We start from the raw sequence: 16,720 nt of genomic DNA on the forward strand, positions 1-16,720 counted from the left end.
CGCCTTCTTCTCGCTAAATTTTCCCATCTATTGATTGTTTTTATCTATGTAAAAAGGAGTAGAAGAGACACAAGCAGATATAGGATTGTCCTAATCTATTCGATAGCAGAGCCTTTCCGCCAAGCAACAAGGGCAGTTGTCTCCCCTTTTAATCCAATAGCTCCAAATGTTTTAAGACAACTGTCGCCATTGCATCTAAAAATGGCTTTTGCGCATTTGGCATTGCTGGACGATAATAGCTTGCACCAATTTCTTCTGTAACTACTTTACATTCATAGTCATTATCATAGAGAACTTCCAAATGTTCTGCAACAAACCCCACTGGTATGTACACAAAAGCCTTGTATCCTTTCTCTTTATGCAGCGTTCTAGTTAAGTCTTGCACATCAGGGCCAAGCCAAGGTTCAGGGGTGTTGCCTTCACTTTGCCATCCTATCGCAAAATCACGAATACCTGCACCACGTGCAATCAATTCCGCTGTTTCCTTTAATTGATCAGGATAAGGGTCTCCTGCAGCAATAATTTTTTCTGGCAAACTGTGTGCAGAAACGATAAGACAAGCAGCATCACGTTCTTCTTGACTCATTGTTGCATAAGTAGTTTTTACATTTTCTACCCAATAATCGATAAATTTTGGTTCATCATACCAGCTCTCAATAGATGTAAGATTAGGTCCGCCAAGCTTTTCAGCAGCAGCTTTCGCTCGATTGTTATAAGATTGGATGCTGAAGGTGGAAAAATGAGGCGCCAAGACGAACGTAACCGCTTCTTCTATGCCGTCTTCATACATTTTCTCTACTGCATCCTCAATAAAAGGCTCAATATGCTTCAAGCCAATATAAGCTTTGAATTCAATCTCATCTTGCATCGCATTTAATTGCTGTTCCAATCCAAAAGCCTGTTCTTCTGTGATTTTTGCCAGCGGAGAAATACCGCCAATTGCTCGGTAGCGATTGCGCAAATCTACAAGCATTTCTGATGTTGGCTTTCTCCCATGTCTAATATGTGTGTAGTATCGTTCAATGTCGTCTTCACTATACGGTGTTCCATAAGCCATCACTAAGAGTCCCATCTTCTTGCCCGCCATTTTTTTACCACCTTTTCTTTTAAAACTCGTTTTTATCTTATTAATGGTGCTTTCCCTCTAATGAAAGAAGCAGAATCTCACATCTACGTGGAAAAATTCCATTAAAGTTCTTAAAGAGACTAATGTGAAACGTCATTTTTTATTCCAAGCTTTACTTGTGCAGCGTCTTTTCTCTCTTTACTGCGCTATACTCATGAACAAACGCTGTTAACTTTTTCAGTGTTTCTGGTTTAACTGTTGGAAATACCCCATGCCCAAGATTAAAAATATGTCCTCGATGGGCAATGCCTTCATCAATAATAGCTTTTGCCCGTTCTTCTATCACCGGCCATGGAGAAGTAAGCAATGATGGATCTAAGTTGCCTTGCAGTGTTTTTGTCATTCCCATTTTTTTTGCTTCGGTGATGGACAAACGCCAATCCAAGCCAACAACATTAATAGGAAGGTCGTGCCACTCAAGCGCTAAATGGCTTGCTCCAACGCCAAACATAATAAGTGGAACACCTTCTGTTTTAAGCTCATTAAAAATACGTTCCATCATAGGCTTGATAAAGATGCGGTAATCCTGTACATTTAAAGCTCCGACCCAGGAATCAAATATTTGAATCGCACTTGCCCCTGCCTTTATTTGCGCTTTAACATAACGGATTGTCATCTCTGTTAGTTTATCCATTAAAGCGAACCATGCCTTTGGCTCAGCATGCATAAATGACTTTGTAAGGTGATAATTTTTCGATGGACCGCCTTCAATCATATAACTGGCCATTGTAAAAGGCGCTCCGGCAAATCCAATCAGTGGAACAGAAAGTTGTTCTTTTGTTAAAATTTTAATCGTTTCTAAAATATACGGAATATCCTCTTCAGGTGTTATTTCTCCTAACTTTTCAACATCACTAAGTGATCGAATCGGATTATCTATAACAGGGCCAATCCCCGATTTGATGTCTACTTCAACACCTAATGCTGGCAGCGGAGACATAATATCTTTATAAAGAATTGCTGCATCGACATTATATTGTTCCACTGGCAGACGGGTAACATAAGCACAAATTTCAGGATGATGTGTAATCTCAAACAGAGAATATTTTTCTTTTAGCTTTCGATATTCCGGTTGTGACCTTCCTGCTTGGCGCATAAACCACACAGGTGTATGGTTTACCATCTCGCCTCTTGCCGCTTTTAAAAATGTATCATTCGTTATTTTACTCATTTACAAACATTCACCTTCCATCTGCATGATAGCTGCATCTTCATACATACTCATTAGTCAAAAGTGGTACAATGATAAGTAAGTAGTAAAATGATGCAAATTACTCTCTCTTGCTCGCTATAATTTGTACATAAAATAAGTCCTTCATTAGACAAGAGTAAACATGATAGAATTGTACCAAACTGAAACTGTATACAATATTATCTGAGTTTTTTTATATTTAGCCAGCTTTTACTATATACGTTTTGGCATTGAAAGTATAGTAAGCGCTATTAAATGTCATAAAATCGTCCTTTTTGTCATTTTATCTATTTTATCATAGAAACGAGGCGTTTTTTTATGAATATGTATATGACGACTGGAACCTATGCTTTCTTAAAAAAAATGCAAGAAAAGCATCCGCATCAATGTTTAGTGTTACTGGAAAATCCATCAGAAGCACTCCTTTTACACGAAACATCTCAAAAAACCATTTTCCAGCAGCCTAGAAAATATGAAATCATAGATGCTAAAGGAAAAATCGATTGCTTAGAGTACGTTGTTTTTAACCATATTCCCGTCAAAGATGAAGGCCGCCCAGTGTTTGAATATCACTTGAAAGGTGTTTCGGACTCTATTCAACGGGAGCCAGGCTTTCAAGCATTCCGGCTATTGCGCCCGTTAAAGCACGATACGTATATTATTATGACGGGATGGGAAAGCGAAATTGCTTTTCGTCATTGGACAAACACGCCTTCCTTTCAAGCAGCATATGGCAATAAACAGCAGTTAGCTCCTGGAGAAAATAAACATATCATGGCAGGCGCTTCTTATTTTTCTTATTATGCTGCTCCAAAAGAAGAAGACAACGAAACAGAAAATCTAAACACATAATTAAATGCTAATGTCTAATCTTTTCAGAAGCACAGCCGGATATCCAGATAATAATTTTGCAATAGAAATGGACGAAATAGAAACGATAAAGTATAACTTCTATCAGTGGGGGTTTTCTCTCATCCTCTACTGATAAGAAGTAGAACAAAGGCTAAAATCGAAAGCGTCCTCAAAAAAGGAAGCCGCTTTTTCTTCGTGCGATGCTGATTCAAGAATCTTTCCTTATCCTGTCCGCCCACTTTCAGTTATCCCCCACTTAAGCTTCTGATTCCTCTTACTGCCCGAGATTTGGGTCTTGACTTGGCAGTTAGATGTGGGATAAAAAGTTCTCTAAGACGTAGTCATTAATCAAAAACTCTTTTTCTTTGATAAAACAAAAAAAGAAACTAGCTTCGAACTAGTTTCCCTATGATTCCTCTTTAATTCCAGCCCTTTTCCTCAGCAACTTTGATTGCTTCTATCCGATTTTTCACATGTAGCTTTTGTAAAATTTCTGATATATAGTTGCGAACCGTTCTACTGCTTTTTTTTTGCTGAAACGTTTTTGTTGCATTTTGCAAAACAACTACTTTTTCCATAACGTCCCTCCGTTCGTTCATACATTGATTGTACGATTTTAAGGAAACGAAGATTAGTAGGATATGTCATAAAAAAGAAATGACAAACGTCATATCAAAAATAAGCTTTTTCTTTTTTTGTACTTTTCATGCTAAGCCATAGACATGAACAAAAATTCTCGTTCCCCCATACACTCCTTTTTTAAAAAAGTGCTATAATAAGAGAGATCATATATGGAATTTTATAAAAAGGAGAATCGTGCCATGCTGGAAAAACTATTTCAAAAGCTTGAAGATTACTATGATGAAATGGTGGATATTCGCCGTTACTTGCACCAGCATCCTGAACTATCTTTTCAAGAAGTCAAAACAGCCAAATACATTGTTGATTTTTATAAAAAATTAGGTGTTGAAGTTCGCAGTCATGTAGGAGGAAATGGTGTCGTTGCAAAAATAAAAGGGGCTTTTCCAGGGAAAACTGTGGCATTGCGAGCTGATTTTGATGCACTGCCGATTCAAGAGTTAAATGACGTTCCTTATAAATCTACAGTACCAGGGGTTATGCATGCATGCGGCCATGATGGCCATACCGCTACATTGCTTATTCTTGCAAAAACATTGCATGAAATGAAAGATCAGCTTGCTGGAGAGTATATCATGATTCACCAGCATGCAGAGGAATTTGCACCTGGTGGAGCAATTGCGATGATTGAAGATGGCTGCTTAGAAGGTGTCGATGTTATTTTTGGCACCCACTTGTGGTCAAGTGTTCCTTATAAAACAATCCATTATGGAAAAGGACCTATTATGGCAGCAGCTGATCGATTTGAAATTACAATTAAAGGCTATGGCGGCCACGGTGCTCAGCCTCATCGGACGAAAGATGCGATTGTTATCGGATCACAGCTAGTCATGAACTTACAACAGATTGTAAGCAGAAGAGTAGACCCAATCTCTTCAGCAGTCGTTTCTATTGGATCATTTGTCTCTGATAATGCATTTAACGTCATTGCGGATGAAGCAAAAATCAGCGGGACAGTGAGAACATTTGATGAAAATGTACGTGATTTGATCGAAAGAGAAATGGAGCAAATTGTACAAGGAACCTGCATTGCTGCTGGGTGTGAATATGAATTTGCATACCACCGCGGCTACCCTGCCGTTGTAAATCACAATGAGGAAACTGATTTTCTTGTTGAATGCGCAAAGCTTGTACCTGACAATGAAGTTGTAGAGGAAACCTTGCCAGAAATGGGCGGCGAAGACTTTGCTTACTATTTGCAGCATATAAAAGGAAGCTTCTTCTTTACTGGAGCGATGCCAGAGCCGGCAGAAAATGCGTACCCTCATCATCATCCAAGATTTGATATTAATGAAAAAGGAATGCTCGCAGCAGCTAAAACAATGGGAGCAGCCGCTTTACAATATCAAGAAACGAAGAACGTTGAAAAATTGGAGACATCTGCCAGTAGCTAATAAAGGCTGTACCAAAAAAATACGCTATCAGTGGAAATATCCCCACTGATAGCGATTTAATTTATAAGGACAAAGCTAGACCTGCATCAGATTAATCGATCGTTTTTTCTTGCAGCCAACGAATTCGAAATGCGTTGACAGCGGTTTCTTCAAGCTGATCCATTAGTTGAAAATTAGCATACGCACCAATAACAGCGCCAATTCCTGGAATAAGCTGCAGCATTTTCATAATATCAAGGTAATCTCGATATTCCTGTTGAAATGTACGCCAATCGATTTCTTTTAATGTTTCTTTGCTTGTTTCCCAATTTTCAATTGTATGGAGTACCGTTTTTCGATGTTGGTCGCTGGAAAATGCAAGCTGAAACACTTGCAGCATAAAAATCCTTTCTTCATAAGCTTTTACATCGTAGCCATGAATCGAAGCAGCCTCAAACAAAAACTTCATTTTAATCGATAATAAAAGCGGAAAATCAGCAAGTCCTAATAAAATTCCGCCAGCACCTGTTCCAGCCCCTTCTAGCACAGCTGTTTTGCGATAGCTTTCAAAACGTTCTTTCACTAACTTCTCTTTTTCTGCTAATGACTGCGGTTTTTCTGCTAGCGGTTTTGTTAAAAAATCAGACCCAAATAAAGTGGCGCTAACCATCCCTTTGATTCCTTCAGTAATGACAGCATGTGCTTTTTCAGGAATCACTTGATTAAATTTATTTTGTGCTTTCTTTGCCAGCCGATTAAACAAGCCAGAACGCCCTTGAATTTTATGTTTCCAAACTGCTACTTCTTCTCTTATCCGCTGATCTTCTTCCATTTTTAAAACTCCTTTATCAAAATACGATCCTTTTTTATCAAGGATGTACGTAGTTTCTTCTTTTTTAATAATAACGTTGCAACTGCCACTATTCCCTATTTGTATATGCTAGTAAATGACGGCAATTCATTTTTATCTCTTAAAAATATACGGATAAGAGGAGAAGAAGTTTCAACTATTCTAGATTAATAAAGACGCTGCATTTTTCTAATGCGCTGTGGTGCATACCATTTTACAAAAACAAAGGTGAAAATAACGCCTAAGCCTAAAATAATGACGCTATCAAAAAACGCGCCACTAGCAGCTGCAACGATAGCAAAGACAAGAGATTGAACCAGCAAAATCTTTTGCAGCTGTGATAAAAATGCTTTTTCTTTACCAGCATTTGAGACAGGATAAAGATTAATCCAAATTTTTAATTCATGGTAGCGAAGCATCGGGATAAACTGAAATCCTGTTAAATATAAAAACAAGATTGCAATGCCAATTACTACATAGCGACTATCGCTAAAGAACAACAGTAAGCTGGCAATGAGCGTTAAACGGATAAATAAACCAAAATATTCATTTGTTCGAATGAATGTACGTGCATATAAATAAGTAAATGTATTCTTTTTATCAAATCGAATAACCCGGTAAAGACCGTCCAGCCACTTTCTCCGTTTTACTTGCCCTTTTAATTTCGGTACATCTGTAAATAAATTAGCTAAACGATAAAAAGCTGTCATGCGCTGCTCTTCCTTTTCAATAAGCAATTCCCATTTTAGTGTCTTTGTTTTCGCTACTTGCTGCATATAAAACAAAACAACCAAAAATAGAACGACAACAAGTGAAATCAACCACCAAGCAGCTGCTTCAATGACAAGAAACAGTAAAACAGCATTCATTAAAAATCGAGTCAAAAAAGAGCGGAAGCCTTGCATTGTATTTACCGTCTTCAGAAATTGCCAGTGAAACAAAAGATTCCAGGCTTTTAAAATGAGCAAGATCAGAAAAAAGGGAAAAAAGGAACGAAAGCCATTTCCACTTACTTGTGCATACATCGGCATCAGGACGGCTAAGACCATTAACAGCACGTAAGCTTGAACGAAAAAACTAAGCCTGATAGCCTTTTGAAAATAAGATTTCAATTTTATTTCGAGAGGGAGAAGAAAAACAACATCGGCTCTTCTTAGCAGTGTATAGATAGGACTGATTGTAGCAAAGAAAGCTAAAATGATTCCCATCACCCATCCAATCGGAAAAGCTGCATCAAGTGTCTTCACCCAATTTGTATAGTAGTAGCCGCCAGCGCCAAGGCCGAAGATCACCACAAACAAAAGATGATCATTGAACATGTACCGCGCATATCGCCGTAGCTCCTGTGCATAAGACTGTAATCGTTCACCCCATAAATGTTCAACTTTCTTCATCGTTATCTTCCTTTGTCAATTGAATATAGATATCATCTAATGTCGCATCAGGCATGCGAAAATCAGCTCGCAGCTCCTCTAATGTCCCCTTTGCCCGTACTTCGCCGTTATGCAAAATAATAAAACCATCGCAGTATCTTTCGGCAGTTGCCAAGATGTGTGTAGACATTAATATTCCTGCTCCATTCTCTTTCATCCGCCTCATCCATTCCAATAATGACTGGATTCCTAAAGGATCTAGGCCTACAAAAGGCTCATCGATGATATAAATATGGGGCTCGACAAGAAATGCACACATAATCATCACTTTTTGTTTCATCCCTTTAGAAAAATGCGCTGGAAACCATTCTAGTTTTTTTTCTAAGCGAAATTCCTTTAATAATGGTGCAACCCGTTTTTCGTATGTTCCTTCATCAATTCCATAAGCCATTGCTGTTAGTTCAAGATGCTCCTTTAAAGTAAGCTCCTCATACAAAATAGGTGTTTCTGGAACATATGTCATTTGCTTTCTATATTCTTCAGCATGATCTGAAAGCTTTTTTCCATTGATCTTAATTGTTCCTTTTGTTTGCTCCATTAAACCTATAATATGTTTTATGGTCGTACTCTTCCCTGCACCATTCAAACCAATTAAACCGATCATTTGTCCAGCTTCAACTGTAAAGGAAATATCCTTTAAAACTGGTTTTTTCGTATAGCCTCCAGTAAGATTTTTTACTTCCAATAAAGACATACTGCAACATCCCTTCTCTCTTTGTTTCTAGATTGCCTCCTTCTTTGACTACCTTATATAAGCAGCGAGGATCTTTTCATTTCTTATAAAAGCAGAACACATCCATTTCATTATTTCTCAAATCACACTGAATGTTAATCGCCAAAGCTTGGACAATACGAGATTCATTATTATGATAGCACGAGGCTTGTCGTGAAGATCATCATCTATCCATAAAGCTAATCCAAATCTTCTAGAAATTAGCCACCCCCAGCTGTTCTAGAAAATGATTCACTATATCTTTTATTCTTAATCTGATAGAGTGGCAAAAATATCTGTAAATACAGTTTAACAAAGAATTCCCTTTTGATGAACTTTTCCCTGCCATATACACACTTGTTTTATTTTTTAATCGACCTTGCATTGAATCAAAAACATGATTGCAAGACGGACATGCAAGCATCACCATTATGATTATCCTCCAGCACCCGTTGAAAACAGAACTTGTGTTAGCTATACTATTTGCATAGGAGGGAAATGATAATGAACAATTGTGTTTTTTGTAAAATCATAAAAGAAGAACTGCCCGCAGCAAAGGTGTTTGAAAATGAACATGTACTTGCTTTTCTAGATATTAGTCAAGCAACAAAAGGGCATACATTAATTATTCCTAAAGTGCATCAAGAAAACATTTATACTTTGACTCCCGATGTTGCAAGCAACCTGTTCGAAGTTGTCCCAACAATCGCAAAAGCGATAAAGTCTGCCTTTCAACCGCGAGGGATGAATTTGATTAATAATAACGAAGCCTTTGCGGATCAATCGGTTTTTCATTATCATTTACATCTTATTCCAAGATATGATGCAAACGATGGTTTTTCTACAAAATGGAAAAATTTCCAAGCGCAGTATTCAACCGAAGATTTAAAAAGCCTTGCAGCAGCTATTCAAAAACAGATAGAATTTTTCTCATAAGAGGCAAATCAAGTAAAGCCAGGTCCGTCCATACGGACCTTGTTAAGATGGCATCCACTTGATGGTTATTTTAAAAAAGAAACCATAACAAAAGACCAAATAAAAAGAAACTCATTGTAATTGTTGCAAAGACGTGAACACGTTTTTTTAATATTCGTTTCGGAGGATAAATTCCCCCATGATAAAAGGATAACAAAAAATGTAGTGTAACAATAAGAAATAATCCTCCTAACAGAAAAAAAAGAGAAATTATGCTAGACATTTCTCTCCCTCCTTGCCAATAACTTAAAGGTAGTTGTTCAAAGGAGCACTCAATTCAAAAGATAAGAGTAGGTTCAAGTAAGGCAGGTCTGGTTTTCAAACTAATGCCAACAGTAAAGCAGAAAACTGATACAGGCCGTATTAGCCAAACGTTTTTAATCAAGATAAATACGGTATGTTTGAACATGTCGCCAAAAATGCTTGATTCAAGAGCAGGGACATCTAAAAAATTGAGAGATGGCAATGTCTAGGACATAACAATAAAACGTTGGAATTCTTCGGACTTTTTGAACAACCTCTATAACATCATTATGCTAATCATAGTTTGAACATGTAAAAGATAAAGAGGATTTTCTCTATTTGTGTAGAAATTGTATTAAGCAAAACTTTGAGGTGATCAGGATGAACAAAAAATCATTTAGCCTAGGAATTTTAATTGGGGGTGCCCTTGGAGCCGCTGCTGCATTATTGTATTCTCCTTCTTCTGGAAAAGAACTGCGTTTACAAATAAAAGAAACAACAAATGAATGGACAAAGATCATGATTGATCTGAAAAACAACGCAAATGATCTGAAAGATTCGGTATCGAAACTTACAAAAGAAGGAAAAGATATTATTAAAGAAATATCACATGATGTGAAAACAGCTGTAAATGATTGGCAAAAACAGACAGAACCTAATAAAGAACGCTTACAAGAAGAAGTAATCAAAATTCAAAAAACATTAGAGGAATTAGAGCAAAAATTACAGAAAAATGGATGAAACAAAACTCCCATCAGTTGACATAACATCCAGCTGATGGGAATTCACTTTTAAGGTCCGCCTTACGGATTGAATAAACTGTTACTAATTAGCAGACGCTTATCAAATGTTTATACTAAGCTAAAATCATTCATTTCCAGTCAGAAAGCCTGTTATATCTATCTCTCGAAATTGCAATGATTGAACCTCGCTCTTATTCTGCCGTCTTGCCTTTTTCTGCAGCCTTGAAAGTACATAATGCTGTCAATTTTCCATATTTCAAACGTCTTTCTATATAGCAGAAAAATAAATAGAATAGCTGATACTCGACAGGTGAATGGATAACGATGAACCAAAATCAGATTTAATCATTTATATTCTTCTAAATGATTATTTTTAGCTGGAAAATGATATGTATGGACAAAATCTTATATTTTCATCTTTATTAATTTTTGTTTTATTGGCATAATATTAATGAAAGAGTGATTCAAAAGTTTGGGCATTGCATATTTCAGTCAGTTTCGGAGTAAGAAGAGAATATTAGAATTTATGAACACCCTTTCATTATCTGGTTGCAATTTCATGTGCTTCGTTTTTTGAACATCTCTGTTCATTTTTATTCTTCTTTTTTAAAATGCGTGAAGTAAATAGAAAAGGGTAGGTGAAAAAAAGTGAAAGATCAACTATGTTCAATGAAGGAAGCAATGTTCTTTAGTCAAAGGATGGCCCAAATAAGTAAAGCACTTTGGAAGTCTATTGAAAAAGATTGGCAAGAATGGATAAAACCTTACCAGTTAAATATTAATGAACATCACATATTATGGATTGCTTATCACCTTCGCGGCGCATCTATATCTGATGTTGCGAAATTTGGAGTGATGCACGTCTCGACAGCCTTTAACTTCTCAAAAAAATTAGAAGAAAGAAAGCTGTTAAAATTCTCAAAAAGAGAAAATGATAAAAGAAATACATACATTCAGTTAACGGCTAAAGGAGAAGAGCTGCTGCTTGATTCTATGAAAGCCTACAATCCAGAAAATAATGCTGTGTTTAATGGTGCATTACCTTTACGGGAGCTATATGGAAAATTTCCAGATTTCATTGAACTAATGACAATTATAAGACATATTTATGGCGACGATTTCATGGATATTTTTGAACGTTCTTTTCATCATCTTGAGTCCGAATTCATTGAACAAAATGGAGAACTAGTTAACAAAAAAGAAGACCAAGAACCGTAAATGCCTCATATTTAGTTCAGAAGGTGCAACACTCCATCTGATTAAAATTGTATAGCGATCACACTTAAACATTACATCGAAGTTAAGTCTTTTCCATCATCATCCCATCTAATGTATGATTCCAGCATGTTGCATCTTATTGATGATCGTATACTGTAACATTTTTTTACTTCATGTCTCCTGAAACGAATCATTCTAAACTTAATCATTATTCACAACGAGTGAAGGGGCGAATAGACAGCCCCTCTCTCTCCGTACTTATTAAACATTGTCCGCTTCCTCTTTTCTCTGTTGAGGGGCCTTTTTTTATTTAAAGAAACACACTAACATTCCCTTGCTTTCACAGTCCTCTTGTAAAAAATATTACGATAAAAACAAGGTGCATATCGACTTTAAAAATGAGAAAAATAGCTATTGCAATTTTTCACCATTCATCGTACAGTATGAAAAGCAGATTAGAATCAAAAATCAAATTGGACACTTTTGATCGAACCACAATGTCAAAACTGTCCTTCATTCTAAACATATCGGAGGCATTTACAATGCATTGCTTTAAATCTATTAAAATTGGTCGATACGTTGATTTCTATCGCACCTTTTTATTATCGGCAATCATTAGTTTCGTGTCTTTTGTGATTTTATACGTACCTACACAGCTGTTTTTTTTACAAAGATTCGAGGATCAATATCTTTTCCTTTTTTTATTAGGGGTTCTATTTATGTATCCTTTTCATAAGCTTATGCATATATTGCCAATTATCCATCGCCGCAAGCACCTTGCTTGGAGCCTGGAGATTCATTTCTTTTTTTTACCGATTTTAACCTTTAAAATGAAAGAAGCAATTGCTAAAAAACAGTTTATTCTCATGATGCTGAGCCCATTTCTTGTCATTAATACTCTTTTGGCTTCAGCATGCCTGCTATATCCATTCTATGCTCATTATTTTATCATGTTATTAGCCTACCATATTGGCCTATGCTATGCAGATATCATTTATGTAAAGCCATTGCTGTTTACACCAAAACATGCAGTTATTGAAGAAAATGAAAACGGCTATGAAATTTTAATAGCAGAAAATAATGGGATTCTTACTCGATAAAAGGGCAGTAGCTAGTTTGAAAATGTTTTTCTCTGTCAATAAGTTAAATTTCACACACTTTGCAATCAGGACAGACATCACTCCTGTATTAGCAAATATCACTAAAGCCTTGAACATGTACTAGAGGGAAGCTTCTCTATCTTTTTTCTTTTTTTTTTGCTATTGTATAGCATAGAGGAGATCCGAGGGGAGAGGAATATATGATCGTTTTTTTTATTTTTTTTGCTTTATTTATTCTTTATTTAATGAACAATCTAACGAACTCGTTATGTGAACAAAAAGAGATTCCGGAAGAAAAACAACCAAAGATCTTTCGAACTATTAATATTCTCATTACTATTTTACTCGTCTCTTCTTATATAGACGTTTTATTTACTTAAAATATTTTTCTAAATGTAACATTGCCAGTTACATAAAGTGAAACTTCCAGTGGGGATATGTTATTATCCCCACTACTATAGCATGATAAATCGCAGATGACGATTCTCTCCTATTCATTCTTAAATATTTAATGAATAATATCGCTTGTCCTGCATCGTTTCTCTTATAAAGAAGATTCATGCTGGAAGGGGTCGAACAAAAAGTCGACCCCTGCTACATCTTCCCATCCATTTGTTTATACGAAGCGAAGAGAAACATGACAACCTCATTTATTCAAATTCGATAAACTTAGGGATTCTTGTTCAATAGAACCAAGACGCTCCCACAATAATTAACAAGATAAACAGTACAACAATTAATGCAAAGCCTGCTCCATACGCTGCACCCAATTTCCCTCACCTCCGTTCCAACAAATCATGATTGCCCACAAAGAGATTCGCCATTACTAGGAACATGTAGTTCATAATGGTCTACCCTATTCTATTCATACATTATTTCTGGCGCATGGGCTTTTTATTTATCCTCCTGTCAATAGCTGCTCAATTTTTTTAGCATATATAAGCGGCACCAATAATAATTAATAAGATAAACAGCACGACAATTAATGCAAAGCCACCGCCAAAAGTGAAACCCATTTTCATTACCTCCCTTTCTCTTCGATTTATCTTATGTGTTTGTCACGATTTATGTTTGAAAAAAACGCCTATTTTTTCGAAAAAATCTCCATTGTACTTCAAAAAACATGATAAGAGCTAATAAAGTGAAACTTCCATCAATGGGGATTTCTCTTCTCCCCACTAAAAGAAGTAGAACAAAGGCTAAGGTCGCAACACCCTCCGCACTTTTTTCTTCGAGCGATGCTGATTCAAGAAGCCTTCCTTATCCTGGCGGCCCGAACTAATCGGACATTTGACCTGTTATTACACACCTAGCGCTTTTGATTCCTCTAATTCCTGAGGAGAGGGTCTTGACTCGCCAGTTAGATGTAGGATAAATCGGACATCAGTTAACTGCATCTAATTTTTATCCCATTTTGAAGACAGAATAGAGGAAAATAACGATACAACAGAGAATTATAGTAAAAAGGAATGTTTTTCTTTTTCTAAATCATTCACGATTGTTTTTTTCTGTATAAATGTATGTTATAGTATGACTTGTAGTCTAAAAAGAGGCGGAAATTAATCATTAGGGAGTTGTACCAAAATGAAAAAATGGGTTTTAGCCCTGTCATTAACTGCTGGTGTTATCGGACTAGCAGCTTGTAATAATAACAATGGTGAAGTCATTGCTGAAACAAAAGCAGGCAACATTACAATGGACGAGCTTTATGCAGAGATGAAATCGAAACATAATGATGTCGTTGAAGATTCATTGCAATCGATTGTGTTAACAAAAGTGCTTTCCGACAAATACAAAGTAACTGATAAAGATGTAGATGCCGTTATCAAAGAAAATAAGGAAGAATATGGCGATCGCTTTGAAGAGTTGATTCAACAAAGCCAATTCGGTACGGTTGAAAACTACAAAAAAAGCCTTGAATTGAACTTGCTTATTGAAAAAGCTTTACTTGATTCCGTAAAAGTGACAAAAGACGAAGTGAAAGCACATTACGATGAATGGGAGCCAGATGATATAAAAGTGCGTCACATCGTAGTGGAAGATGAGGAAACAGCAAAAGAAGTGAAAACAAAGCTTGACAGCGGGGAAAAATTTGAGGATCTTGCTGGAGAATATTCAACTGAACAAGGTGCAGCAGAAAGAGGCGGCGACCTTGATTGGGTTTCTCGAGGATCAATGGATCCAGCATTTGAAGAAGCAGCCTTTAAACTTAAAGTCGACGAAATTAGCAAACCAGTTCAATCTTCTTTTGGATGGCACATTATCCAAGTAACAGATAAAAAGGAAAAAGCTTCGTTTGAAGACATGAAAGAAGAAATGGAAAAAGAAGTGAAGCTTCAGAAAGCAAATCCACAAGAAGTTATTAGTAAAGAGCTGAAAGATGCTAACATTTCTGTAAAAGACAGTGATTTGAAATCAACTTTTGATCTTTTCCTAGAAGATCCTGAAAAACCAGAAAAAGATAATGACAAAAAAGAAGATAAAAAATCTGAAGATAAAAAGAAAGATCAAGAAGATAGCAAAGACGAAGAAAAAGATAATAAATGAGTTTATCATTTAAGCTTTGCTTCCCTGTTTGATGATACTCACGTACGCAGCTGCATACATGGGTATCATTCGAACAGGTGCATTTAGTATTGAAAAACATTTTCTGTTGTTCAAAATGGGGGAGAACAACAGCAATAGCAAAAAAAGCAGGCATTGTCGCATGCCTGCTTTTTACTGTCCTAATTCCTTTATTTGTTCTTTCTGAGCTTTTGCCTTTGCGATCCTTTCTAAAAAGACCTCCCCTTCCTTCTCAATCCATTCCTGCTCCTCAGCTCTTTCTGCTTTCGACGTTTTTATCGTCATAAACGCACTAAATATAATGCCTAATACAACCATATAAATCCAGATAGGCAATGTCATTGATTTTTTCCTCCACCCTTTCTACAGTTTGTCCATATTACAGCTCCTTTTGACTCAGACAATAGACAACATAAAAAGTGAAACTTCCATCAGTGGGGGTTTTCTCTCATCCCCCACTGATGAGAAGTAGAACAAAGGCTAAGGTCGCAGGCGTCCTCGAAAAGGAAACCGCTTTTCTTCATGCGATGTATCGCTGCCGAAGCTTTCCTTGTCCTGTTGCAACGCCTTTGTGACCGACATCCTCGAAAAAGGAGAGCACTTTTTCTTCGTGCGATGCTGATTCAAGAAGCTTTCCTTATCCTGTCGGCCCGAACCAATCGGACATTTGACTTTCGGTTATCCCCCACCTAGCGCTTCTGATTCCTCTTACTCCCCGAGGTGGGGGGCTTACTGCCAGTTAGATGTGGGATAAAATTGCACCATGCTAAAGTGTATGAATTTCTTCAAAAAATATTCCGATTATTTTTTAAAAAAATATCAAACTGTATAAAAAGGCGAATGAAACTGCAATGACCGAATGATGGACAAGATAACGCTAAGAGACGACAAAACGGGAGGGCGTTAAAACCTACCAAAATTAGTCATTTCTTTGTTCCGCTTCCAGCTTAAATTCAAAATGACAAACCCCTTCTTTTAGAATATAACGATCATGAACAACTTGAAAGTTCGGGTTATACCCTCTTGCAACAGCTGGATCAATCATTTCACAATATAAAATACCGTACTCATGCATATCATCATCAGCCCACTGCTGACCAAATGGACAGCGTGTAAAAGTTTGTTCTATCATATTTGGTTTAAACGTATTTTCATAAGTAAATAAGTCGCTTCGGCCCATATCATAGTTTGATAGATAGTGATCAACCGTATTATCTTTGTTCATATACTTTGCTCTTTCTGCAATTCCTCTTCCTCTTTCTTCCCCGAAAGTACGGACACCTTCTCGAATCGCATTTTTACCCTGTTCTCCATACTCATCTACAACTGCTTTTGTCACTTGAGCAAATAATTTAGCCATTAACCCATAGATATTCAAATCTCCATATTTAGGTTGAGCAGTAACATTTTCAGGTATATATTTATCTAAAACATGGATTTCTCCTTCAATCGCAGCTTGTTTTGCAATATCATGAGCTTCTTTATAGCCAAAGTGTTCAACTCCTAGCTGCAATAATTTTTTTCCTTCTATTCCAAATGAAGAAACTACTGATTTCTCAAGATGCGTAAATAGTTTAGCAGTAATAGAATACATAGATAAAGGCGGCAATGGCTCTTTTTTTATATTCATCAATATTCCTCCTTATGTGAAATTCTCTTGTTGACTTTTTTTATTATATACTTTAAATTTAATTTATTC

Annotated in this window: 19 protein-coding genes and 1 pseudogene; 9 read left to right on the plus strand and 11 right to left on the minus strand. The window is 36.5% G+C overall.

Annotation, left to right across the window (positions count from 1 at the left end):
• Positions 1-148 precede the first annotated feature (148 nt).
• Together hemH and hemE are read right to left on the minus strand one after the other, a co-directional pair.
• Positions 149-1,087, minus strand: a complete 939-nt coding sequence (hemH, locus tag J2S08_RS02985) for a ferrochelatase (RefSeq protein ID WP_307226520.1) — start codon at positions 1,085-1,087, stop codon at positions 149-151.
• 151 nt (positions 1,088-1,238) lie between these two features.
• Positions 1,239-2,297: a uroporphyrinogen decarboxylase gene (gene hemE / locus J2S08_RS02990; protein WP_307226522.1), complete on the minus strand. Its 1,059-nt coding sequence runs from the start codon at positions 2,295-2,297 to the stop codon at positions 1,239-1,241.
• Between the two features lie 339 nt (positions 2,298-2,636).
• On the opposite strand from hemE, the gene J2S08_RS02995 reads away from it, so the two are divergent.
• The gene (locus J2S08_RS02995; RefSeq protein ID WP_307226523.1) at positions 2,637-3,170 is read left to right on the plus strand and encodes an antibiotic biosynthesis monooxygenase family protein; all 534 of its coding nucleotides are present in this window, start codon (positions 2,637-2,639) and stop codon (positions 3,168-3,170) included.
• 419 nt (positions 3,171-3,589) lie between these two features.
• On the opposite strand, the pseudogene J2S08_RS03000 reads toward J2S08_RS02995, so the two are convergent.
• Positions 3,590-3,694, minus strand: a pseudogene (locus J2S08_RS03000) (LuxR C-terminal-related transcriptional regulator); the annotation flags it as partial.
• Positions 3,695-3,991: 297 nt separating this feature from the next.
• Between J2S08_RS03000 and J2S08_RS03005 the strand changes: the two are divergent.
• Positions 3,992-5,203, plus strand: a complete 1,212-nt coding sequence (locus J2S08_RS03005; protein ID WP_307226595.1) for a M20 family metallopeptidase — start codon at positions 3,992-3,994, stop codon at positions 5,201-5,203.
• A 91-nt stretch (positions 5,204-5,294) separates the two neighbouring features.
• On the opposite strand, the gene J2S08_RS03010 is transcribed toward J2S08_RS03005, so the two are convergent.
• The 3 genes from J2S08_RS03010 to J2S08_RS03020 form a co-directional block, all read right to left on the minus strand.
• The gene (locus tag J2S08_RS03010) at positions 5,295-6,014 is read right to left on the minus strand and encodes an EcsC family protein (protein ID WP_307226525.1); all 720 of its coding nucleotides are present in this window, start codon (positions 6,012-6,014) and stop codon (positions 5,295-5,297) included.
• Positions 6,015-6,199: 185 nt separating this feature from the next.
• Positions 6,200-7,426, minus strand: coding sequence for an ABC transporter permease (locus J2S08_RS03015; protein ID WP_307226526.1), 1,227 nt, complete (start codon positions 7,424-7,426; stop codon positions 6,200-6,202).
• Positions 7,413-8,159, minus strand: coding sequence for an ABC transporter ATP-binding protein (locus J2S08_RS03020; RefSeq protein ID WP_307226528.1), 747 nt, complete (start codon positions 8,157-8,159; stop codon positions 7,413-7,415). Before J2S08_RS03020 ends, J2S08_RS03015 begins: the two co-directional genes overlap by 14 nt.
• Positions 8,160-8,681: 522 nt before the next feature.
• Here J2S08_RS03020 and J2S08_RS03025 point away from each other — a divergent pair.
• The gene (locus J2S08_RS03025) at positions 8,682-9,113 is read left to right on the plus strand and encodes an HIT family protein (RefSeq protein WP_307226530.1); all 432 of its coding nucleotides are present in this window, start codon (positions 8,682-8,684) and stop codon (positions 9,111-9,113) included.
• A gap of 70 nt (positions 9,114-9,183) precedes the next feature.
• Here the strand turns inward: J2S08_RS03025 and J2S08_RS03030 are convergent, their stop codons facing one another.
• Complete coding sequence (locus J2S08_RS03030) at positions 9,184-9,375, minus strand: hypothetical protein (protein WP_307226531.1); 192 nt, start codon at positions 9,373-9,375, stop codon at positions 9,184-9,186.
• Between the two features lie 103 nt (positions 9,376-9,478).
• Between J2S08_RS03030 and J2S08_RS03035 the strand changes: the two genes are divergently transcribed.
• The 5 genes from J2S08_RS03035 (at position 9,479) to J2S08_RS03055 (ending at position 12,836) form a co-directional block, all read left to right on the plus strand.
• Positions 9,479-9,625: a hypothetical protein gene (locus J2S08_RS03035; protein ID WP_307226533.1), complete on the plus strand. Its 147-nt coding sequence runs from the start codon at positions 9,479-9,481 to the stop codon at positions 9,623-9,625.
• A gap of 151 nt (positions 9,626-9,776) precedes the next feature.
• Complete coding sequence (locus tag J2S08_RS03040) at positions 9,777-10,136, plus strand: YtxH domain-containing protein (RefSeq protein WP_307226535.1); 360 nt, start codon at positions 9,777-9,779, stop codon at positions 10,134-10,136.
• A 650-nt stretch (positions 10,137-10,786) separates the two neighbouring features.
• Positions 10,787-11,356, plus strand: a complete 570-nt coding sequence (locus tag J2S08_RS03045; RefSeq protein ID WP_307226537.1) for an HTH-type transcriptional regulator Hpr — start codon at positions 10,787-10,789, stop codon at positions 11,354-11,356.
• 542 nt (positions 11,357-11,898) lie between these two features.
• Positions 11,899-12,456: a DUF3267 domain-containing protein gene (locus tag J2S08_RS03050; RefSeq protein WP_307226539.1), complete on the plus strand. Its 558-nt coding sequence runs from the start codon at positions 11,899-11,901 to the stop codon at positions 12,454-12,456.
• 200 nt (positions 12,457-12,656) lie between these two features.
• On the plus strand, positions 12,657-12,836 hold the full coding sequence (locus tag J2S08_RS03055) for a hypothetical protein (protein ID WP_307226541.1): 180 nt from the start codon (positions 12,657-12,659) through the stop codon (positions 12,834-12,836).
• A gap of 303 nt (positions 12,837-13,139) precedes the next feature.
• Here J2S08_RS03055 and J2S08_RS03060 read toward each other — a convergent pair whose 3' ends face one another.
• Entirely contained in the window at positions 13,140-13,226 is an 87-nt protein-coding gene (locus tag J2S08_RS03060) for a YjcZ family sporulation protein (protein ID WP_307226597.1), read from the minus strand.
• Between the two features lie 159 nt (positions 13,227-13,385).
• On the minus strand, positions 13,386-13,478 hold the full coding sequence (locus tag J2S08_RS03065) for a YjcZ family sporulation protein (RefSeq protein WP_370875619.1): 93 nt from the start codon (positions 13,476-13,478) through the stop codon (positions 13,386-13,388).
• Positions 13,479-14,040: 562 nt separating this feature from the next.
• Here J2S08_RS03065 and J2S08_RS03070 point away from each other — a divergent pair.
• The gene (locus J2S08_RS03070) at positions 14,041-15,003 is read left to right on the plus strand and encodes a peptidylprolyl isomerase (protein ID WP_307226542.1); all 963 of its coding nucleotides are present in this window, start codon (positions 14,041-14,043) and stop codon (positions 15,001-15,003) included.
• Positions 15,004-15,174: 171 nt separating this feature from the next.
• Here the strand turns inward: J2S08_RS03070 and J2S08_RS03075 are convergent, their stop codons facing one another.
• Positions 15,175-15,363: a sporulation YhaL family protein gene (locus J2S08_RS03075; protein ID WP_307226544.1), complete on the minus strand. Its 189-nt coding sequence runs from the start codon at positions 15,361-15,363 to the stop codon at positions 15,175-15,177.
• 577 nt (positions 15,364-15,940) lie between these two features.
• The gene (locus J2S08_RS03080; RefSeq protein WP_307226547.1) at positions 15,941-16,651 is read right to left on the minus strand and encodes an L-2-amino-thiazoline-4-carboxylic acid hydrolase; all 711 of its coding nucleotides are present in this window, start codon (positions 16,649-16,651) and stop codon (positions 15,941-15,943) included.
• Positions 16,652-16,720 lie beyond the last annotated feature (69 nt).

The organism is Bacillus chungangensis (assembly GCF_030812995.1).
GTDB classification, from domain to species: domain Bacteria; phylum Bacillota; class Bacilli; order Bacillales; family Bacillaceae_C; genus Bacillus_CF; species Bacillus_CF chungangensis.